This window comes from Kosakonia sp. BYX6, assembly GCF_038449125.1.
In the GTDB taxonomy this organism is placed as follows: Bacteria; Pseudomonadota; Gammaproteobacteria; order Enterobacterales; family Enterobacteriaceae; genus Kosakonia; species Kosakonia calanthes.
In genome coordinates this window covers 2,297,374-2,317,935 of record NZ_CP151800.1, presented here as the reverse complement: position 1 = coordinate 2,317,935, position 20,562 = coordinate 2,297,374, and the positions used below count along the sequence as shown (strand labels likewise).

Genomic DNA, 20,562 nt, shown 5'->3' with positions numbered 1-20,562 from the left:
ATAATGGCGATCGCCACAACAATGAATATAAGGATTAGAGCTATGGGTTTTCTTTCCGGTAAGCGCATTCTGGTAACTGGCGTCGCCAGCAAACTGTCCATCGCATACGGCATCGCACAGGCTATGCACCGCGAAGGCGCTGAACTGGCATTCACCTACCAGAACGACAAGCTGAAAGGCCGTGTTGAAGAGTTTGCCGCCCAGCTGGGTTCCAGCATCGTACTGGAGTGCGATGTTGCTAAAGATGAAAGCATCGATGCGCTGTTCACTGACCTGGCGAAAGTCTGGCCGAAATTTGACGGCTTCGTTCACTCCATCGGTTTCGCACCGGGTGATCAGCTGGATGGCGACTACGTTAACGCGGTTACCCGTGAAGGCTTCAAAATCGCGCATGACATCAGCTCCTACAGCTTCGTTGCACTGGCAAAAGCCTGCCGCGAAATGCTGAACCCGGGCTCTGCACTGCTGACCCTCTCCTACCTGGGCGCTGAGCGCGCTATCCCGAACTACAATGTGATGGGTCTGGCGAAAGCGTCTCTGGAAGCGAACGTGCGCTACATGGCGAACGCGATGGGTCCGGAAGGCGTGCGTGTTAACGGTATCTCCGCTGGCCCAATCCGTACTCTGGCTGCATCCGGCATCAAAGACTTCCGTAAAATGCTGGCACATTGCGAAGCGGTTACCCCAATTCGCCGCACTGTGACCATCGAAGACGTTGGCAACTCTGCGGCGTTCCTGTGCTCTGATCTCTCTGCGGGTATCTCCGGCGAAGTGGTGCACGTGGACGGCGGTTTCAACATCGCCGCCATGAACGAGCTGGAAATCAAATAATTCCCGCCGCCCCTTCTCCTGAAGGGGCGTTTTTCGATATGCCTTTCTGATATTTATTATCACCTAACAATCTTTCATCCCTCACCGCCCTTACGCCAGGATTAAGCAGCAAAAAAGATCCGGCGCAAAAGACCTGACGTCGTATCCGGATCGCCACTTTCAGACCAAGGAACGACCATGGAACAACGCCGTTTTACCGGTAAAAGCCACTGGTATCATGAGACCCAGTCAAGCACCAGCCGTGCACAAGCGCTACCGTTGGTTCCCGAAGCGGCCACCGTCAATGATCCCTTTCTGCTCGACCTCGCCCTACCGGATGAATTGATTACCGACCTCGACACGATTGTCGCCCCTGCCCGCAAACTTTATGCCCTGCTGTTCCCGCAGCGCGTTCCTACCAGCCGCTTGCGCACCTTCAGCGCTTACGATCGCCTTAGCACCGCGCTGACCGTCGCGCAGGTGTTTGGCATTCAGCGGTTGTGCAATCACTATGCGGCGCGTCTTGCGCCACTGCCCGGCCCGGACTCGTCACGGGAAAGTAACTACCGGCTGGCGCAAATTACGCAGTATGCCCGTCAGCTTGCGGCCTCCCCGTCCGTGATTGATGCCCGCGCACGCCAACAGTTAGAAGATGTCGGCCTGACGTTGTACGACCTGGTGGTTATCAATCAAATCATCGGCTTTATCGCGTTTCAGGCGCGTGTACTGGCGATATTGCAAGCGCTGCTGGGCCAGCCGGTGCGGTTTATCCCCGGCATGGAGACGCAGCAAGAAGCGGAGGCTACGCATTTTGCCGAGATGCCGATGACGTGGAAACCGGGCATCGACATCGTGGATTTGCGCATTGCCAATGCGGCCCAAATGGAATCTCTCGCCCACTGGCAGCCGTTGCCCGAACTGCGCCTGCTCGCGCCCGTTCTGGCGCATGAACATTTGCAACTCAACGAGTTGGGGGAAATTTGCCAGCGCGTGACCTCGCTTAACCCCAACAAACATCTCGGTTGGCTGGTGGCCGCTTACACGGCGCGTATTAACGGCAGCGTGAACTGCTTCGTGGAACGCGTGCAAAACGGTGCCCATGATGTCGAGCTGGTACATGCCCTGCGGGGTGGCGGCCGCGAACTAAGCCGTACGCTCGGCGGACAAAGTAAAGAGAATACACTCGCGCAAGCGGTTCAACTTTTAACCTGCGCGCCGGACAGGTTCAGCCCGGTGCAGTTTTCGCTGCTAATAGAGCAAGGGTTTAGCCGCCAGGCCGCCGTAAATTTATTGCTGCGTTGCGCACTGTGTGGCTGGGTCAACCGTCTGAAAATCGCCTTAGGGCAAACCGCCGACTAACCGGCTGGCAAAGCGCGGCGGCGGCGGGTTTGGCCGCGCCCGATCGCGCAGATTTTGCTTAAACAGCGCTTGCTGCGACAGGCAGAATCGCGTAAAACTGTCAGCCGCTCTTTTAGCCACGAAAATACATAACTATGCTCCAGGACAACCCGCTGCTCGCGCAGCTTAAACAGCAGCTTCATTCCCAAACACCGCGTGCTGAAGGTGTTGTAAAAGGCACTGAAAAAGGCTTCGGATTTCTGGAAGTCGACGCGCAAAAAAGTTATTTCATTCCGCCGCCGCAGATGAAGAAAGTGATGCATGGCGATCGGATTATTGCCGTTATTCATAGTGAGAAAGAGCGCGAAAGCGCTGAACCCGAAGAGCTGGTCGAACCGTTTCTGACCCGTTTTGTCGGTAAAGTGCAGAAGAAAGACGACCGTCTTTCTATCGTTCCCGATCATCCGCTGCTAAAAGACGCCATTCCTTGCCGCGCGGTGCGTGGCGTGGAACATGATTTCAAAGAAGGCGACTGGGCCGTTGCCGAAATGCGTCGCCATCCGCTAAAAGGCGATCGTGGTTTTTATGCAGAACTGACGCAATTCATCACCTTCGCCGACGATCATTTTGTGCCGTGGTGGGTTACCCTCGCACGTCACAACCTCGAAAAAGAAGCGCCGAACGGCGTGGCAACAGAAATGCTGGACGATGGTCTTGAGCGCGTGGATTTAACCGCGCTGGATTTCGTTACCATCGACAGCGCCAGCACCGAAGATATGGATGATGCGCTGTACGTCGAAGAAACCGCGGACGGCAAGCTGCTGTTGACGGTGGCTATCGCCGATCCCACCGCGTGGATTGCCGAAGGCAGCAAGCTCGACGATGCCGCTAAAATTCGTGCCTTCACCAACTACCTGCCGGGTTTCAATATCCCGATGCTGCCGCGTGAACTGTCTGACGATCTGTGCTCTTTGCGCGCCAATGAAGTGCGCCCAGCGCTGGTTTGTCGCATGACGCTGGATAGCGAAGGCACCATTGAAGACAATATCGAATTCTTCGCCGCAACCATCGAATCAAAAGCCAAACTGGCTTATGACGATGTTTCCGACTGGCTGGAAAACACTGGCAGCTGGCAACCGCCGAGCGATGCTATCGCGACGCAGATTCGTCTGCTGCAACGCGTAAGCCAACTGCGCGGACAATGGCGTCAAACTCACGCGCTGGTCTTCAAAGACCGTCCGGATTACCGCTTTGTGCTGGGTGAAAAAGGTGAAGTACTGGATATCGTGGCTGAACCGCGCCGCATTGCCAATCGCATCGTTGAAGAGTCAATGATTGCCGCCAACATCTGTGCGGCACGCATTCTGCGCGACAAACTGGGCTTTGGCATTTATAACGTGCATCTCGGTTTCGACCCGGCCAATAGCGAGCAACTTGCTGCGATGCTGAAAACCCACGGCATGCATGTGGACACCGAAGAGGTGCTGACGCTGAACGGCTTCTGCAAACTGCGACGCGAACTGGATGCGCAGCCTTCAGGTTTCCTCGACAGCCGCATTCGCCGCTTCCAGTCCTTCGCGGAAATCAGCGTCGAACCAGGCCCGCACTTTGGTCTTGGCCTTGAAGCTTACGCGACCTGGACTTCCCCGATCCGTAAGTACGGCGATATGGTTAACCATCGCCTGCTGAAAGCGATCATTAAAGGTGAAACACCGGCGCGTCCGCAGGACGATACCACCGTGCAGATGGCGGAACGTCGTCGCCTGAACCGCATGGCAGAACGTGATGTCGGCGACTGGCTGTATGCCCGTTTCCTGCAAAACAAAGCCGGCACCGATACCCGCTTCGCCGCAGAAATTATCGATGTCAGCCGCGGTGGTATGCGCGTTCGTCTGGTGGATAACGGCGCGGTCGCCTTTATTCCGGCGCCGTTTATTCATGCCGTGCGTGATGAACTGGTGTGCAGCCAGGAAAATGGCACCGTGCAGATCAAAGGCGAAGTCGCATTTAAAGTGACTGACGTTATTGATGTGACGATTGCGGAAGTCCGCATGGAAACCCGCAGCGTTATTGCCCGCCCGGTGCTATAACGCGCTTTATTTTGGCGTCTTCCCGTCTGGGAGGACGCTAATTCTCAGTTGCGATACCGCACGCATTTTTCGTTTATTCCTCCCACATTCCTGCAAAACCGACCACAATACAGAGTCAGGCAACTGTTTATTTACTGCACAATCATGTTATTTATTACACGCCAGATTTTTCCGCGCCTTAATTCGTTTCGTCACACATTCTAAGAAAAAACAAAGACGTTCATACCTGATTGCCTCCTTTTTAATACATGCCCCGTTGCGTTTTTAGGTAGGTTGGGAGATAGCATGAAAGAGTTGCAGGAACAGAACTTGCTGTTTCGTCACCTGGGTTCATACAGTCCATACTGGCGGCTGACGGCTGACAGTAACGTCCTGCACTTTGCCCCTGATGAAGAGGCTGATATCAGCCAGGTTATCACGCTGAGCGACGAACAAGCGGCGCAGATCCGAGAGATGACGGTGATTACGTCCAGCCTCACCCTGCACATTTCCCTGTTCGGCGAGCAAGTTTCCGTGCACCTGGTCGGCAGAAAAATCTCGCGCAATGCCTGGGCTGGCAGCGCATCGGCCTGGCATGACACTACATCGGTAGCGCGTGACCTGGTGCAAGGGCTGTCTTTTGCCGAGCAGGTTGTCTCGGAAGCCAATTCGGTGATCGTTATTCTCGATAAGCTCGGCAATATTCAGCGTTTTAATCGTCTGAGTGAAGAATATACCGGCATGAAAGAGCATGAAGTTATCGGGCAAAACGTCTTCAAATTATTTATGAGCCGCAGCGAAGCGGCCGCCTCGAAACGCAATATCACCCAATTCTTTCGCGACGGTTCACCCTATGAAGTGGAGCGCTGGATTAAAACGCGCAAAGGCCAGCGGTTGTTTATCTTCCGCAATAAATTCGTGCACAGCGGCAGCGGGAAAAACGAAATTTATCTTATCTGCTCCGGGACCGATATTACCGAGGAGCGGCGCGCGCAAGAGCGCTTGCGGGTATTAGCCAATACCGACACGGTGACCGGTTTACCCAATAGAAATGCCATTCATGAATTAATCAGCGATGCGATTGCCGGGCGCGAAAATACGCAGGTCGGCGTGGTCTATTTGGATCTCGATAACTTTAAAAAAGTGAATGATGCCTACGGGCATATGTTTGGCGACCAGCTTTTGCAGACGGTGTCGCTGGCGATATTAAGCTGTCTGGACGAAGACCAGGTGCTGGCACGACTTGGCGGCGATGAATTTATTGTGTTAGCAACGAACACGTCGCAGATTGCGCTGGAAGCGATGTCGTCACGCATTCTGACCCGCTTGCGCCAGCCCTTTCGCATTGGCCTAATCGAAATCTATACCGGTTGTTCGCTGGGCATCGCCATCGCGCCAGAGCACGGCAACGATCGCGAAAGTATTATTCGCAACGCCGATACCGCGATGTACACCGCCAAAGAGAACGGGCGCGGCAAGTTCTGCGTTTTTTCGCCCGAGATGAACCAGCGCGTGTTCGAATATTTGTGGCTCGATACCAACCTGCGTAAAGCGCTGGATAAAGACCAATTGGTGATTCATTATCAGCCCAAAATCACCTGGCGCGGCGAAGTCCGCAGCCTGGAAGCGTTGGTGCGCTGGCACTCTCCCGAACGCGGGTTGATCCCGCCGATGGATTTTATCTCTTACGCCGAAGAGTCCGGGTTGATTGTGCCGCTGGGCCGTTGGGTGATGCTTGACGTGGTACGCCAGATGGCGAAATGGCGGGACAAAGGCATTATACTGCGCGTGGCCGTCAATGTTTCCGCGCGCCAGTTGGCCGATCAAACACTGATTAGCGATTTGAAACAGGCGCTGAAAGAGCTGCATTACGACTATTGCCCCATTGATGTCGAGCTGACCGAAAGCTGCCTGATTGAAAATGAAGAGCTAGCTTTATCGGTCATCCAGCAGTTCAGCGCGCTGGGCGCACAAGTGCATCTCGACGATTTCGGCACAGGTTACTCTTCACTCTCTCAACTGGCGCGTTTCCCGCTTGACGCCATCAAACTCGACCAATCTTTTGTGCGCGAAATTCATAAGCAGCCGATTTCACAATCCCTGGTGCGCGCCATTGTCGCTGTCGCACAAGCGCTGAATTTGCAAGTTATCGCCGAAGGCGTAGAAAGCGCAAAAGAAGACGCCTTTCTGACCAAGAATGGCGTCAATGAGCGGCAGGGGTATTTGTTCGCCAAACCGATGCCCGCTGCCGCATTTGAGCGTTGGTTTAAACGCTATCAGGCACGCAAGGTGCGTTAACTGGCTTTACGCAGTACGACCGATGAGTGGCGGTACTGCAACATCACGGTCCTGGGGGGTTGCGCTGAGGGTCATGAATATATAATTCGTACTTATAAGATTTTGAGATTTCGTTTTTTCCCTTCTCTTTTTAAACTGTTTTCTGCATCATTGAATTCATTCATTTTTCGACATCATAAAGGTGAAGGTATGGCAGATATCGATGTGAAACAGCTTGCTGCGCGGATCGATACGGTTCTCGATATCCTGGTCGCCGGGGATTATCAGTCCGCTATCCGCAACCTGGAAATTCTAAAGACGGAATTATTGGATCTCGACAACAACGACAAATCGTCTTCCTCAGGCACGCCGAAAACGCCCTGGGAAATTTGAATGACCCATTTTCGCCATGACGCGGCAGCCGGGAATGCACCCGCGTTTTGGCGATTTCCATTCGTGCTAACTATTAAATATGTGTGGCTATGAATTCCCGACAACAACTTATTTTGCAAACGGTCATCGATAAGGGCCAGATGAGTGTTTCAGACCTCGCCCGAATGACGGGCGTCTCTGAAGTGACGATTCGCCAGGATCTCAATACGCTGGAAAAACAGAGCTATTTACGCCGCACGCACGGTTTTGCCGTGCCGCTGGACAGCGAAGATGTCGAAACGCGCATGCTGAATAACTACGCCGTGAAGCGCGATCTGGCAGATTTTGCCGCATCGTTGGTCAGCCCCGGAGAAACGGTGTTTATCGAAAACGGCAGCAGCAACGCCCTGCTCGCCCGTAAGCTCGGCGAACAGCGCGATATCACGATTATCACCGTTAGCAGCTATATCGCCCATTTACTGAAAGATTCCCTTTGTGAAGTGATTCTGCTTGGCGGCATCTTCCAGAAAAAGAGCGAAAGCATGGTTGGCCCGCTGACGCGTCAGTACATTCAGCAGGTGCACTTTAGCAAAGCGTTTATCGGCATTGATGGCTGGCAGCCCGAAACGGGTTTTACGGGGCGCGATATGATGCGTACCGATGTGGTTAATGCGGTGCTGGAAAAAGGCAGCGAAGCCATTGTGCTGACGGACAGCTCAAAATTCGGCGTCGTTCATCCTTATACGCTTGGCCCTGTTGACTGCTTTCAGCGCGTCATCACTGACGAAAACATCAATCCTGAAGCGCAGCGCCAGCTTCAACAAGACGGCCTTACCGTTAACATCATCAAGCCCACTCTTCTGCGTTAATACTGAAGCCCGCGAAAGCGGGCTATCTTCCTCATATCTGAGACTATTCCGACCATTGTATTAAGAGTTTTTACCTGGCTTGTTCCCACCGGCGGCGTAAAATTATTACTAGCGATATAACAGGCAGTAACTATCACTCACGTGATTGTTTTATGTCTGCGCAGCAAGGTTTCACGGAAGATCTTTAGGACAGTAGTTAGGCACTATACTTAAAGAGAACACTTTTCCGTGAATCGATTATTCAGGAGAAAGTATGATGATGTTAACAAGCAAAAAAATGGCCGCAGCAGTACTGGCAGTTACCCTGGCAATGTCTCTGAGTGCTTGTGGTCACTGGGATAAACGTTCTCGTAACACCGCGATTGGTGCGGGTGCAGGTGCGTTAGGCGGTGCTGTACTGACGGATGGTAGCACGCTGGGAACTCTGGGCGGCGCGGCTGTCGGCGGCATTATCGGCCACCAGGTTGGTAAGTAATTAGTCAGTTCTACGGCAAATAAACCTAAATAAATATACTTTCTTTTCAGGTCTGATTTAAAAAAATGTAAATAAAAGGCCGCGTCTTCTACACCGCGGCCTTTCTGTTTTTAGCCACCGGCAAGCTTCACTTTCATGCCTTTGGCTTCCAGCAGGGATTTGAGTAAATCCCGTTTGTCGCCCTGGATTTCAATCACGCCATCTTTCACGGAGCCACCGCAGCCGCACTTTTTCTTCAGTTCAGCGGCCAGCTTTGCCAGCGCGTCATCATCTTGATCAATGCCGGTGATCAGACAGACGCCCTTGCCTTTACGCCCGCTGGTCTGACGCTGAATGCGCACAATTCCGTCGCCTTTAGGGCGAGCCACGGGTGCTTTTTCTTCGTCAATGCGTCCGGTTTCGGTTGAATAGACCAGACGGCTGTTGTCATCACTCATTACGCCCCCTTGCCCAACGATGCATTGATGGCTTTTAGCGTTTGCGCCGGATCGACGGATTGCGTCACCGGGCGGCCAATCACCATATAGTCGACACCCGCAGCCAGCGCTTGTTCCGGCGTCATAATGCGGCGCTGATCACCTGCCGCACTGCCCTGCGGGCGGATACCTGGGGTAACCAGTTTGAATGTCTGGCCCAGCTCGCTTTTGAAACGCACGGCTTCCTGAGCGGAACAGACAACACCATCAAGGCCGCATTGCTGGGTTAAACGCGCCAGACGCTCCGCATGTTCCGCAGGCGTTGCGGTAATTCCGAGGTCCAACAAATCGCTGGCTTCCATGCTGGTTAGCACGGTGACAGCAATCAGCAGCGGCGCATCTGCGCCAAAAGGAACAAGCGCTTCTTTTGCCGCAGCCATCATTCGCGCCCCGCCTGAGGCGTGAACGTTAACCATCCACACACCAAGATCGGCCGCCGCTTTTACCGCATGCGCCGTGGTGTTGGGGATATCGTGGAATTTCAGATCGAGGAAAATATCAAAGCCGCGTTGTTGCAGGTCACGCACAAATTGCGGCCCGAACAGTGTAAACATCTCTTTGCCGACTTTCAGGCGACAATCGCGCGGATCGATGCGGTCAACAAACGCCAAGGCGCTGTCGCGATTATCGTAATCAAGGGCAACGACGACCGGGGAATCAGTAACAGCGCGGGAAGTCGATAAAGCAGTAGACGTCATGATCAGACCTTCTGAAATGAGGGCACCCGCTCAGGCGCGAAAGGGATAAACGGCGTGCATTCTACCTGCGAGCGCCGAGAAATAACAGGTTCCATTTTCTTTCTGCCAGGCGATGAATGGGCGCAGGTGCAGCATTGTGATTCAAAAAATAAAAAGTATGTTGTAACTAAATAATGTGCTTTTTAAAAATTACTGTCCATCAAGCCCGCGAATTGGCTTCACCGTCGACCAGGCGCGGCAAGACGGGCAATGCCAGTACATGGTAAACGCCGTGAAACCGCATTTGTGACAACGGTAACGCGGTTTGCTGCGTACCTGCTCGCCCACCATTTCGCGCAGCACCATCAGGCTCTCTTTGGCGCGGCCTTCTTCGGCTTCGTTAAGATGGTAATCCATCAATTTATGGAATACGCGCATTGTCGGGTGGCGTTGCAACTGACGCGTCACGTAACCCTGCGCGGCATCTGGCCCGTCACGGCGCTCCATGATTTCCGCCAGCATTAATTCGGCGGTCGCACCGGTGTTCTCTTCTACACAACGCTGCAAAAATGCCGCCCACTCGTCATTCTTGCCCAATTGCAGATAACAAGTCTGGAGCATTTCCAGCGTTTCGCTGACTAACTCTTTGTCTTGATCGATAACGCGTAACAAGCTTTCCACCGCTTTGGCGTAATCACCGTTGGCCATAAAGACGCGCCCCATCATGATGGAAACGCGAGGGCTGTCTCGGTCCGCCGCGGCGCCCTTTTTCAGCAGCGCCATGGCGCGATCCATGTCTTCATTGCCCATTTGCTGCAATGCCAGCTCGCAGTAGAAATGCGCAATTTCTCCGCGCTGTTTGTCTTTGCCGAGTTTCACCAAACGCTCGGCGACATCGATGGCTTTTTGCCACTCGCTGGTGGCCTGATAAATTTGCAGCAGTTGCTGAAGCGCGCCAATGCGAAAATCGGTCTCGTCAACTAACTGATTGAACATGTCTTCAGCGCGATCGTACATGCCAGCGGCCATATAATCGCGGCCAAGCTGTTGTACTGCTAACAGGCGTTGATCGTAGGACAACGAAGCGCTTTCCATCAGGGTTTGATGAATACGAATCGCGCGATCGACTTCGCCGCGCGAACGGAACAGATTACCGAGAGTGAGATGCGCTTCAACAGTGCCGGTATCCTCTTTCAACATATCGAGGAAGAGGTCTACCGCTTTATCTTGTTGATTGCTCAGTAAAAGGTTAACCCCGGCAACGTATTCACGTGACAGCCGGTTAGCCTCATCCTGTTTTGATTGTTGAGCATTTCTGCGCCCCATATACCAGCCGTAGGCCGCTGCGACAGGCAACAACAGAAACAACAACTCCAGCATAGAATATTATTCCTTCACCGCCGGTGTGCCGGGCGTAACCGGAACATCTGTGGCGGGAGCAAGCTGGTGTTCAAGACGTTTGATTTTACGTTCGGCGCGCACTAACGAGACGCGAACACGCAACCAGAAAAGACCGCAAATCAGCCAGCCGATGGCGAAACCCGCAGCAAACAATACAGCCAGCAGAGTTGAGATGCGATATTCCCCCTGCGCGAGCAAGTAGTTAAACGTCACTTGCTGATCGTTTTGCGCACCAAGCGTAATCGACACGACAAAAATCGCTAACACCAGTAAGAAAATGAGTAAATATTTCACATTACATCCCGTTATGTGGTTCCGAGCGATGGAATTATGCGCAACTGACGGCTTCAAGCCTTATAAACTACCATTTTAGCGCCCGGCGTGAAATGGAAATGCGCGGAGTTAACTTCTGATTTGCGGGCAAAATGGCGGAAATCAAGTATCGCTATCCCGCTCAATGATTTCCGGCACCTCTTCAGCAGGCGGCGTAAGTGGGCCACAAATCCGCTGCGCCAGCCAGGTTGCCAGCGTGACCAGCAGCCAGGAGATTAAAGTCGCCACCACTAAATCCCGCGGCCAGTGCATACCCAGCAGCAAACGGCTGCCCATGACGCTTGTCGCCCAGGCCAGCAAAATCACGATGGTCCAGGTCCGTCGGCGCGGCCATAACAGCCCAACACCTAACAGCGCCCAACTGGCGGCGAACATGGTATGCCCGGAAGGAAATGCAAATCCGGTCTCTTTTTGCCAATGTTTGCGCAAAAAACCAGGAATATCATGCTGGCTGGTGAGCTGCTCTTTGACCAGCGATCCCCGATCCTTACGTTTTAAAGTGTAGAACTCGCTGGCCTGAATATTGTGTGACTTTTCCAGCCACAACACGTACGGGCGCGGTTCCTGCACACGTTCTTTAACGAGATTTTTCAACCCCTGCCCGGCCATAATCGCGCAGGCGAGGATAAGAAAGAGCATTAGCGCCGCTTTCAGACGAAAACGCAGACACCATAAGAACCATGCGCACAGCACAATATGCGTAATTATTCCCCACGGTTGGGTCACTGTTTCCGTCATCCAGAACAAAAATCGTAACCACCAGCGCGTTTGTCCGGGTTCCCAACTCCAACCGGAAATCCAGACTGCTAACGGCATGACTAACAAAATTGCCGCTCCCGCTGTGGTTCGTTTTGCAATTGACAACATCTCTTCTCCTTGTGCGTAAGTGACACAATAATAACCGAAAAATAACATTTCCGCAGAAAGCGGCACATTTGTGCGTTTAAACAGCAACGCGCGGGTCATCTGTAGGCGATGCTTAGTGCATTGTGGCAAAATAACGCGATACAGAAGGCCAACAGGCTAATGGTGCGTACTGCACCAATATAATCCGGAGATTCACATGCAACTTAAACGTGTGGCAGAAGCCAAACTGCCAACCCCATGGGGCGACTTCCTGATGGTGGGTTTTGAAGAACTGGCAACCGGGCAGGATCATGTGGCCCTGGTTTTTGGCGATATTTCCGGGCAACGGCCCGTGCTCGCGCGCGTTCACTCTGAGTGTTTGACCGGCGATGCGTTGTTCAGCTTGCGTTGTGACTGCGGTTTCCAGCTTGAAGCGGCGCTTAATCATATTGCAGAAGAAGGTCGCGGCGTGGTGCTCTACCATCGCCAGGAAGGCCGTAATATCGGTCTGCTGAATAAGATTCGTGCTTATGCGTTGCAGGATCAGGGTTATGACACGGTAGAAGCCAACCATCAGTTAGGTTTCGCAGCCGATGAACGAGACTTCACGCTCTGCGCAGACATGTTCAAACTATTGGCCGTCGACGAAGTGCGTCTTCTGACCAATAATCCGAAGAAAGTTGAGATCCTCACCGAAGCCGGAATCAACATCGTGGAGCGCGTACCGCTGATTGTCGGACGCAACCCGAAAAATGCGCACTATCTCGATACCAAAGCGGAAAAGATGGGGCATTTGCTGAAGTAATGAAAGAAACAGGCCTGCAAATGCAGGCCTTGTTGTTTAGTTGAGCATGTTGCGAATCACGTAATGCAAAATGCCGTCGTTGCGGTAATAGGTCAACTCGGTTGACGTATCGATACGACAGCGGCACTGCAAGATTTCTTGCGTACCGTCGGCACGGGTTAATGTCACCGGCAAATCGCCGCCAGGTTTGATGTTTTCCAGATTGGCAATATCCAACCTTTCCTCACCCGTCAGCGCCAGCGTTTTGCGGGTTACGCCTTGTGGAAACTCCAGCGGCAGGATCCCCATACCGATCAGATTTGAACGGTGAATACGTTCGAAAGATTCGGCAATCACCACGCGAATCCCCAGCAGGCGCGGCCCTTTCGCCGCCCAGTCACGGCTGGAGCCGGAACCGTACTCTTTACCGGCAATCACCGCCAGCGGCGTGCCTTCTTGCTGGTAGCGCATCGCAGCGTCGTAGATAGAAACCACTTCACTGCCCGGCAGATGGCGCGTCATTCCGCCTTCCACGCCCGGCACCATTTCGTTGCGGATACGAATATTGGCGAAGGTTCCTCGCATCATCACTTCATGATTACCGCGTCGTGAACCGTAGGAGTTGAAATCGCGACGCTCAACACCATGGCTTTGCAGATAGCGTCCGGCCGGGCTGTCTGCCTTGATGCTCCCCGCAGGCGAGATATGGTCGGTTGTCACCGAATCGCCCAGCATGGCGAGGATGCGCGCACCATGGATATCTTCAACCGGTTTCGGCTGTGCCTGCATATCATCAAAGAACGGCGACAGACGAATGTAAGTCGAATCATTCTGCCAGCCGTAAGTATCGGAGCGTTCAACCTGGATGGATTTCCACTCCGGTGTGCCTTCGAACACTTCGGCATACTCTTTGCGGAACATTTCCGTGGAGACTTGCTCAACGGCGCGGGCAATTTCAGCGCTGGAAGGCCAGATATCTTTCAGGTAAACCGGATCCCCTTTGCGATCGTGGCCAAGCGGGTCCGTCGCGAGGTTGATGTTCATATTCCCCGCCAGCGCATAGGCAACCACCAGCGGCGGCGAGGCCAGCCAGTTGGTTTTCACCAGCGGATGGATACGCCCTTCAAAGTTACGGTTACCGGAAAGCACCGCGCCAACGGTAAGATCACCCTGCCGGATCGCCTGTTCGATAGGTTCCGGTAGCGGGCCTGAGTTACCGATACAAGTCGTACATCCGTAACCGACCAGGTTAAAACCGAGCTCATCAAGATACGGGGTTAATCGCGCCTGAGCCAGATAGTCGGACACCACTTTCGACCCCGGCGCGAGCGAGGCTTTCACCCACGGCTGACGTTTCAGCCCGGCGGTGACCGCTTTTTTCGCCAGCAATCCTGCCGCCATCAGCACGCTTGGGTTGGATGTGTTGGTACAGGACGTGATGGCCGAAATTACCACCGCACCGTCAGGTAACTGGTACTGATGACCCTTCAACACATAATCGACCGGTTTGCGGTCTTTTTGCGCGGTATTCAGTTCAAGTTCTGAACTGGCAGCGAATGCTTTTGGCACATCGCCGAGCGGAACGCGGTCCTGTGGACGTTTCGGTCCGGCGAGGCTGGCTTCAACATCATTCATATTGAGTTCAAGCGTGCTGGTAAAGACCGGCTCATCACCAGTATTACGCCACATGCCCTGCGCTTTCGCGTAGACTTCCACCAGCGCGACCTGCTCTTCGCTGCGCCCGCTCAGGCGCATATATTCGAGCGTGACGCCATCAATGGGGAAAAAGCCGCAGGTTGCGCCATATTCTGGTGCCATGTTGGCGATGGTGGCTCGATCAGCCAATGGGAGTGAATCCAACCCGTCGCCGTAAAACTCGACGAATTTACCGACCACACCATGTTTACGCAGCATCTGCGTGACCGTCAGTACGAGATCAGTGGCGGTAATGCCCTCGCCCAACTTGCCCGTCAGTTTAAAACCGACAACATCGGGGATCAGCATCGACACCGGCTGGCCAAGCATTGCCGCTTCGGCTTCGATACCGCCTACGCCCCAGCCCAGCACACCGAGCCCGTTAATCATGGTGGTATGCGAATCGGTGCCGACCAGCGTGTCCGGGTAAGCCACCCACTCTTTATCCTGTAACTCGCTCCAGACAGCTTTACCGAGGTACTCAAGATTGACCTGGTGGCAAATCCCGGTGCCGGGCGGCACTACGCTGAATCGGCTAAAGGCTTGTTGTCCCCAGCGCAAGAAAACGTAGCGCTCGTGATTACGCTCCATTTCCAGGCGGACATTCTCTTCGAAGGCATCATCGTCGCCGAAATGGTCGACAGTAACGGAGTGGTCAATAACGAGATCGACCGGGGAAAGCGGGTTAACTTTTGCGGTATCACCGCCGAGGCGTTTTACCGCTTCGCGCATCGCCGCTAAATCAACCACAGCGGGAACGCCGGTAAAGTCCTGCATCAACACCCTTGCCGGGCGATAAGCGATTTCACGATCGGCATGGGCGGTTTTTAGCCAACCTGCCAGCGCGTGGATATCTTCTTCGGTAACGGAAACGTCATCCTGCCAGCGCAGGAGGTTTTCCAGTAAAACTTTGAGTGACTTGGGTAAACGGGCAATATCCCCAAGTTGTTTAGCGGCCAGCGGCAAGCTGTAGTAATGGTACGTTTTGTTCTCTGCCTGCAACGTGTCCTTACTGGCTTCGCGTAGGGTCGACGACATGTGCTCCTCCTTAATAACAGGGATAGCTTTACCCTGATGCTCTTCAGGGTCTGTATTAAAGATAACACAAACATATCGTAACGTTTTGATAACAACCAAAATTGCTACAAAAGGGAAAACAGGGAATAAAAAAACCTCGCAGATGCGAGGTTTTTCAATTCATTACTGCACAGCGAGCCAAACGATTTCGCCCCAGAAAAGAAGAGAAACGGAGAAGGCTCCCATCCACGACCAATATTTCATTCTGCAACCATTACTCATGAATTTATTACCCGAGAATCTATTCATCAAAACTGAGTCTTTACTCAATTCATTTATGCTGTGTATTAATTAAAGAGTACAAAAGATCGTATCAATGAATAGCGGGATAATTTCCCACATTCATTCTGATGATATATTTATTGTTTTTTGATGTTGTCTTCAGCGAATGTATCAATAAAAGCTTTCTGCTGTGGCGTCAGCTTCCACGAAGCTGGGATAGAGGTCACAGGTTTGTTTTTTGCTTTCGGTGGCGTGTCACGAAGCTGACACACTTGCTTAACTGGTTCGTATCGACCCGCTATAGCCATTTTAACCCCAGAATTTCCAGACCAAGAATGCAACGACTGCCCAAAACACGGCAGAGCCAAGAAATACCGCCAGCCAGGCTTTACGCTTGAGCTCAGGATCCCTTTGTGGCTCTTCACTTCCTGATGGCATTGCTAACCTCGTACAATCGACATCACTTATCATTTAGGGCACCAACAATCGGTAGAATTAATCATGAGATGAGACAAATCCTAAAAGAACTTTAGCTGAAAATCCAGTGAATTTACTCACCATTTCCAAAGAAATATTTAATCTTTTGACAAGAAATAAATTATTGAAGTAATAAATTTGCAGAGTCGCAATTTAGTTTCTATTTTTGTCACAAAATAGCGACATCGCTGCTTTAGATTCGTGAAGTCAATCACCCGGCGAGATGATTGTATCAGAGAGGATGATAATTCTAATTTAGGTTTAGGCGGCGTAAAGGGTATCTTTTCGGGCGATAAGATACCCTCCGTCATTATTTCTGAGGCAGCTTAATATCCTTAAACATTGCTTCTATATCTTCGTTAGAACGCAATGCAACGGCAGCATCAACGACATCGCGCGTTAAATGCGGCGCGAAGCGCTGAATAAAATCATACATATAGCTGCGCAGGAAGGTGCTGCGACGAAAACCAATTTTGGTGGTGCTGTGGCTGAAAATCTCGTGCGCATCAAGTTTAACGAGGTCCGGATCCGATACCGGATCAACGGCCATACTGGCAATCACGCCCACACCAAGGCCTAACCTAACATAAGTTTTGATAACGTCTGCGTCGGTTGCGGTGAAGACAATCCGTGGCGTTAACCCTGCGCGATTGAAGGCGGTATCCAGCTCAGAACGCCCGGTAAAGCCGAAGGTGTAGGTAACAAGCGGATATTGCGCCAGCTCTTCAATCCCCACCGATTCCTTCGCGGCCAGCGGGTGATCCGGCGTGACCACAATGGAACGATTCCAGTGGTAGCACGGCAGCATGACTAAATCGTCATACAGATGCAGCGCTTCGGTCGCAATCGCGAAATCCGCATTGCCCTTTGAAACGGCTTCAGCGATTTGCGTCGGCGAGCCTTGATGCATATGCAAAGAGACGCGCGGATAGCGCTCAATAAAACCTTTAATGACGTTTGGCAGCGCATAACGCGCCTGTGTATGGGTGGTGGCAACATACAGCGAACCTTTGTCCGGCCAGGTATGCTCCCCCGCCACCGATTTGATCGCCTCAACTTTGGATAAAACTTCGCGGGCGATACGGATGATTTCCTGCCCGGCCGGTGTCACCTGGGTGAGATGTTTTCCACTGCGGGCGAAAATTTGAATTCCCAGTTCGTCTTCCAGCATACGAACTTGTTTACTGATGCCGGGCTGGGAAGTGTAAAGCCCCTCCGCCGTGGAGGAGACATTAAGGTTGTGATTCACCACTTCAACAATATAGCGAAGCTGCTGTAGTTTCATGACGGGCCATCCGGAGTGCGCAAACGGGTTATCGCTTAATACGATTTCATAATAAAAAAGTGAGTAGCTATAACAACTATATCATTTATAGCTTCTGTGTATAGCGGCGAACTAAGAATAATAACGCAGGAATAAAAAAGGGCCGGAAGCCGGCCCCTTAAGGTAAGTAGCTGAAGTTTATTATTTTTTAGCTTCAACCCACTTATTGTCGATAAAGAATGCAGACCAACCGGTCGCTTTTCCGTCTTTCTCAGAGGCAACATATTGCTGCTTGGTTTTACGGCTAAAACGTACGATGGTTTTATTGCCTTGCGGATCTTCCTGCGGCGCGTCTGCAAGATAACGCAGTTTTTCCGGCAGGCGATCGCGGAAGCGATATAACTCTTCCACCTGCGGCGCACGCGTCTCGCGCGATTTCGGGAAGGTATTGGCAGCGAGGAATACCCCCGCAGCGCCATTACGCAGCACAAAATACGCGTCTGATTTTTCGCATTTCAGCTCAGGCAGCGGTACCGGATCTTCCTTCGGCGGCGCAACTTCACCATTACGCAGGATCTTACGCGTATTTTTACAATCGTCGTTTGTACATGCCATGTACTTACCAAAACGCCCCATTTTCAGGTGCATCTCGGAGCCACATTTTTCGCACTCGACGATTGGGCCGTCATAACCCTTAATGCGGAATTCACCCTCTTCGATTTCGTAGCCGTCGCAGGTCGGGTTATTACCGCACACATGCAACTTGCGTTTCGGATCGATCAGGTAGCTGTCCATGGCCGTGCCGCACTTCTGACAACGACGTTTGGCACGCAGCGCGTTGGTTTCAGCGTCATCGCCTTCCAGCACGTTAAGCACTTCGTTTTCCGGCACCAAGTTGATGGTGGTTTTGCAACGCTCTTTCGGTGGCAATGCATAACCAGAACAGCCAAGGAAAACACCTGTGCTGGCAGTACGGATCCCCATTTTACGGCCGCAGGTCGGGCAGTCGATGCTGGTCAGCACCATCTGATTCGGACGCATACCACCGGCTTCAGGATCTTGCTCGGCCTGCGCCAGTTGACGAGAAAAATCGCCAAAGAAACTGTCCAGCACTTTGCGCCACTCGGCTTCGTGATTCGCCACGCGGTCAAGGCTATCTTCCATCTGTGCAGTAAAGTCGTAGTTCATCAGCTCACGGAAATTCTCTTCCAGCCGATCGGTAACGATTTCACCCATTTTTTCCGCGTAGAAACGGCGGTTTTCAACGCGCACATAACCCCTGTCCTGAATGGTCGAAATGATCGACGCATAGGTAGACGGGCGGCCAATACCACGTTTTTCCAACTCTTTTACCAGCGATGCTTCGCTAAAACGCGCAGGCGGTTTAGTAAAGTGCTGTGCTGGCGTCAGGTCGACAAGTGAAAGCTCATCACCTTTATTCACTGCCGGCAGCGTGCGATCTTCATCGCCTTTACGCAGCGCAGGCATCACTTTCGTCCAACCATCAAACCGCAGGATACGGCCACGCGCTTTCAGGCGGAAATTGCCCGCACCGACGGTCAACGTTGTTGAATCGTATTGCGCCGGTGTCATCTGACAGGCAACAAACTGGCGCCAAATCAGCTGATACAGCTTCTGGGCGTCGGTTTCCATGTCTTTCAGCGACTCAGCAAGAACGCTGACATCGGAAGGACGAATCGCTTCGTGCGCTTCCTGCGAGTTTTCTTTACTGGCGTATTGGTTCGCATTTTCCGGCAGGTATTTTTTGCCAAAGTTGTCAGCGATATAGCCGCGAACCATTGACACCGCATCCTGGCTCAAATTGGTTGAGTCAGTACGCATATAGGTGATGTAACCCGCTTCATACAGGCGCTGGGCCAACATCATGGTTTTCTTCACGCCGTAACCAAGACGCGTACTGGCGGCTTGTTGCAACGTGGAAGTAATAAACGGCGCGCCCGGTTTGCTGCTGGTCGGTTTATCTTCGCGATCGAGAACGGTATAGCGCGCTTTTTCCAGCAGGCTTACTGCCGCCATGGTCTGTTCGCGGTTTACCGGACGGAAAGCTTTATCGCCATCGTGGGTAACCTGCAGCGGCAGAGAATCGCCACCCGGCGTTGCTGTAACGGCGTCAATCTCCCAGAACTCTTCCGGAACAAAGGCTTTGATTTCGCGCTCGCGCTCAACCACCAGGCGAACCGCCACGGATTGCACGCGCCCGGCAGATAAACCACGGGCGATTTTCTTCCACAACAGCGGGGAAACCATATAACCCACAACGCGGTCCATAAAGCGACGCGCCTGCTGGGCATTAACACGGTCGATATTCAGTTCGCCCGGCGTTTCAAACGCCTGACGAATCGCATTCTTGGTAATTTCATTGAACACTACACGGCTGTAGCGTTTTTCGTCGCCGCCGATCACTTCCCGCAGGTGCCATGCAATGGCTTCCCCTTCGCGGTCAAGGTCGGTTGCGAGATAGATGTGGTCGGCTTTTTCAGCCAGCGATTTCAGCTCGGAAACCACCTTCTCTTTTCCGGGCAGCACTTCATAGTGCGCATCCCAGTTGTGCCATGGGTCAATCCCCATACGATTAACAAGCGCGCCCCGCTCATCCTTTTTAGGCTTCTTAGCCGGTTTGGTGGCGGTGGATTCTGCGCTCTTTTTAGGTGCTGAGCCACTGGTCGGCAAATCACGGATATGACCTACGCTGGATTTCACAACGTAGTCATTGCCCAGATATTTATTGATCGTTTTGGCTTTTGCCGGGGACTCAACGATAACGAGAGCTTTACCCATATTCACCTTTACCTAATTAAATTCTTCCGGAAATTCGTCGCTCGTTGCTTCATACCCATCGAGGAACCGTCGATATTGCGACGGCGGCAGTGGATATCAACCCCTTTTGTAACCAATCGCGTAAAAAAGAAGCATTCAGGTGACTGAGTTTTCAGGCTTTTTCGCGTCGGGGTGGTATAGCACGACGATATTATGGTCGAATGTCAAGCAAATCTGTTGCCAGATTGACGAAAGCGTCACACTGTACCTGATAAAATTTGTTACGCAACTTTATTAGCATGCAAAAGCAATTCGCGCCAGC

19 protein-coding genes are annotated in these 20,562 nt (G+C 52.5%); 8 read left to right on the top strand and 11 right to left on the bottom strand.

What is annotated here, in order from left to right; translation table 11 throughout:
- Positions 1 to 42 precede the first annotated feature (42 nt).
- From fabI to osmB, 7 genes are all read left to right on the top strand, one after another.
- Positions 43 to 831, top strand: coding sequence for an enoyl-ACP reductase FabI (fabI, locus tag AAEY27_RS10830; RefSeq protein ID WP_263100696.1), 789 nt, complete (start codon positions 43 to 45; stop codon positions 829 to 831).
- Between the two features lie 177 nt (positions 832 to 1,008).
- A complete protein-coding gene (locus AAEY27_RS10825) occupies positions 1,009 to 2,169 on the top strand; it encodes a carboxymuconolactone decarboxylase family protein (RefSeq protein ID WP_342325309.1) in 1,161 nt (386 codons plus the stop codon).
- Positions 2,170 to 2,303: 134 nt separating this feature from the next.
- Positions 2,304 to 4,238: an exoribonuclease II gene (locus tag AAEY27_RS10820; protein ID WP_342325308.1), complete on the top strand. Its 1,935-nt coding sequence runs from the start codon at positions 2,304 to 2,306 to the stop codon at positions 4,236 to 4,238.
- Between the two features lie 285 nt (positions 4,239 to 4,523).
- Positions 4,524 to 6,515: a cyclic di-GMP phosphodiesterase gene (gene pdeR, locus AAEY27_RS10815; protein WP_342325306.1), complete on the top strand. Its 1,992-nt coding sequence runs from the start codon at positions 4,524 to 4,526 to the stop codon at positions 6,513 to 6,515.
- Positions 6,516 to 6,704: 189 nt separating this feature from the next.
- Entirely contained in the window at positions 6,705 to 6,887 is a 183-nt protein-coding gene (locus tag AAEY27_RS10810) for a hypothetical protein (RefSeq protein ID WP_342325304.1), read from the top strand.
- An 89-nt stretch (positions 6,888 to 6,976) separates the two neighbouring features.
- Entirely contained in the window at positions 6,977 to 7,735 is a 759-nt protein-coding gene (locus AAEY27_RS10805) for a DNA-binding transcriptional regulator YciT (RefSeq protein WP_342325303.1), read from the top strand.
- 256 nt (positions 7,736 to 7,991) lie between these two features.
- A complete protein-coding gene (gene osmB / locus AAEY27_RS10800; protein WP_034812242.1) occupies positions 7,992 to 8,210 on the top strand; it encodes an osmotically-inducible lipoprotein OsmB in 219 nt (72 codons plus the stop codon).
- A gap of 110 nt (positions 8,211 to 8,320) precedes the next feature.
- On the opposite strand, the gene yciH is transcribed toward osmB, so the two are convergent.
- The 5 genes from yciH to pgpB all read right to left on the bottom strand — a co-directional run bounded on the left by yciH (position 8,321) and on the right by pgpB (position 11,964).
- Positions 8,321 to 8,647, bottom strand: coding sequence for a stress response translation initiation inhibitor YciH (yciH, locus tag AAEY27_RS10795; protein WP_342325301.1), 327 nt, complete (start codon positions 8,645 to 8,647; stop codon positions 8,321 to 8,323).
- Positions 8,647 to 9,384 carry an orotidine-5'-phosphate decarboxylase gene (gene pyrF / locus AAEY27_RS10790; RefSeq protein WP_342325300.1) on the bottom strand — a complete coding sequence of 246 codons (738 nt, stop codon included), beginning with the start codon at positions 9,382 to 9,384 and terminating at the stop codon, positions 8,647 to 8,649. Before pyrF ends, yciH begins: the two co-directional genes overlap by 1 nt.
- A 189-nt stretch (positions 9,385 to 9,573) precedes the next feature.
- Positions 9,574 to 10,743: a lipopolysaccharide assembly protein LapB gene (gene lapB, locus AAEY27_RS10785; RefSeq protein ID WP_342325299.1), complete on the bottom strand. Its 1,170-nt coding sequence runs from the start codon at positions 10,741 to 10,743 to the stop codon at positions 9,574 to 9,576.
- A gap of 6 nt (positions 10,744 to 10,749) precedes the next feature.
- Entirely contained in the window at positions 10,750 to 11,058 is a 309-nt protein-coding gene (locus tag AAEY27_RS10780; RefSeq protein ID WP_342325298.1) for a LapA family protein, read from the bottom strand.
- Positions 11,059 to 11,199: 141 nt separating this feature from the next.
- Positions 11,200 to 11,964 (bottom strand): phosphatidylglycerophosphatase B, encoded by a 765-nt coding sequence (gene pgpB, locus AAEY27_RS10775; RefSeq protein ID WP_342325296.1) that lies wholly within the window; start codon positions 11,962 to 11,964, stop codon positions 11,200 to 11,202.
- Between the two features lie 196 nt (positions 11,965 to 12,160).
- Between pgpB and ribA the strand changes: the two genes are divergently transcribed.
- Complete coding sequence (ribA, locus tag AAEY27_RS10770) at positions 12,161 to 12,748, top strand: GTP cyclohydrolase II (RefSeq protein ID WP_342325295.1); 588 nt, start codon at positions 12,161 to 12,163, stop codon at positions 12,746 to 12,748.
- Positions 12,749 to 12,784: 36 nt separating this feature from the next.
- Here the strand turns inward: ribA and acnA are convergent, their stop codons facing one another.
- The 6 genes from acnA to topA all read right to left on the bottom strand — a co-directional run bounded on the left by acnA (position 12,785) and on the right by topA (position 20,261).
- Positions 12,785 to 15,460 (bottom strand): aconitate hydratase AcnA, encoded by a 2,676-nt coding sequence (acnA, locus tag AAEY27_RS10765; RefSeq protein ID WP_342325293.1) that lies wholly within the window; start codon positions 15,458 to 15,460, stop codon positions 12,785 to 12,787.
- 162 nt (positions 15,461 to 15,622) lie between these two features.
- Complete coding sequence (gene ymiC, locus AAEY27_RS10760) at positions 15,623 to 15,721, bottom strand: small membrane protein YmiC (RefSeq protein ID WP_342325291.1); 99 nt, start codon at positions 15,719 to 15,721, stop codon at positions 15,623 to 15,625.
- A gap of 137 nt (positions 15,722 to 15,858) precedes the next feature.
- Positions 15,859 to 16,029, bottom strand: coding sequence for a hypothetical protein (locus AAEY27_RS10755; protein WP_342325289.1), 171 nt, complete (start codon positions 16,027 to 16,029; stop codon positions 15,859 to 15,861).
- 1 nt (position 16,030) lies between these two features.
- Positions 16,031 to 16,192: a YmiA family putative membrane protein gene (locus AAEY27_RS10750; RefSeq protein ID WP_342325287.1), complete on the bottom strand. Its 162-nt coding sequence runs from the start codon at positions 16,190 to 16,192 to the stop codon at positions 16,031 to 16,033.
- Positions 16,193 to 16,508: 316 nt separating this feature from the next.
- On the bottom strand, positions 16,509 to 17,483 hold the full coding sequence (cysB, locus tag AAEY27_RS10745; RefSeq protein ID WP_342325285.1) for an HTH-type transcriptional regulator CysB: 975 nt from the start codon (positions 17,481 to 17,483) through the stop codon (positions 16,509 to 16,511).
- 180 nt (positions 17,484 to 17,663) lie between these two features.
- Positions 17,664 to 20,261, bottom strand: coding sequence for a type I DNA topoisomerase (gene topA / locus AAEY27_RS10740; protein WP_342325284.1), 2,598 nt, complete (start codon positions 20,259 to 20,261; stop codon positions 17,664 to 17,666).
- Positions 20,262 to 20,562 lie beyond the last annotated feature (301 nt).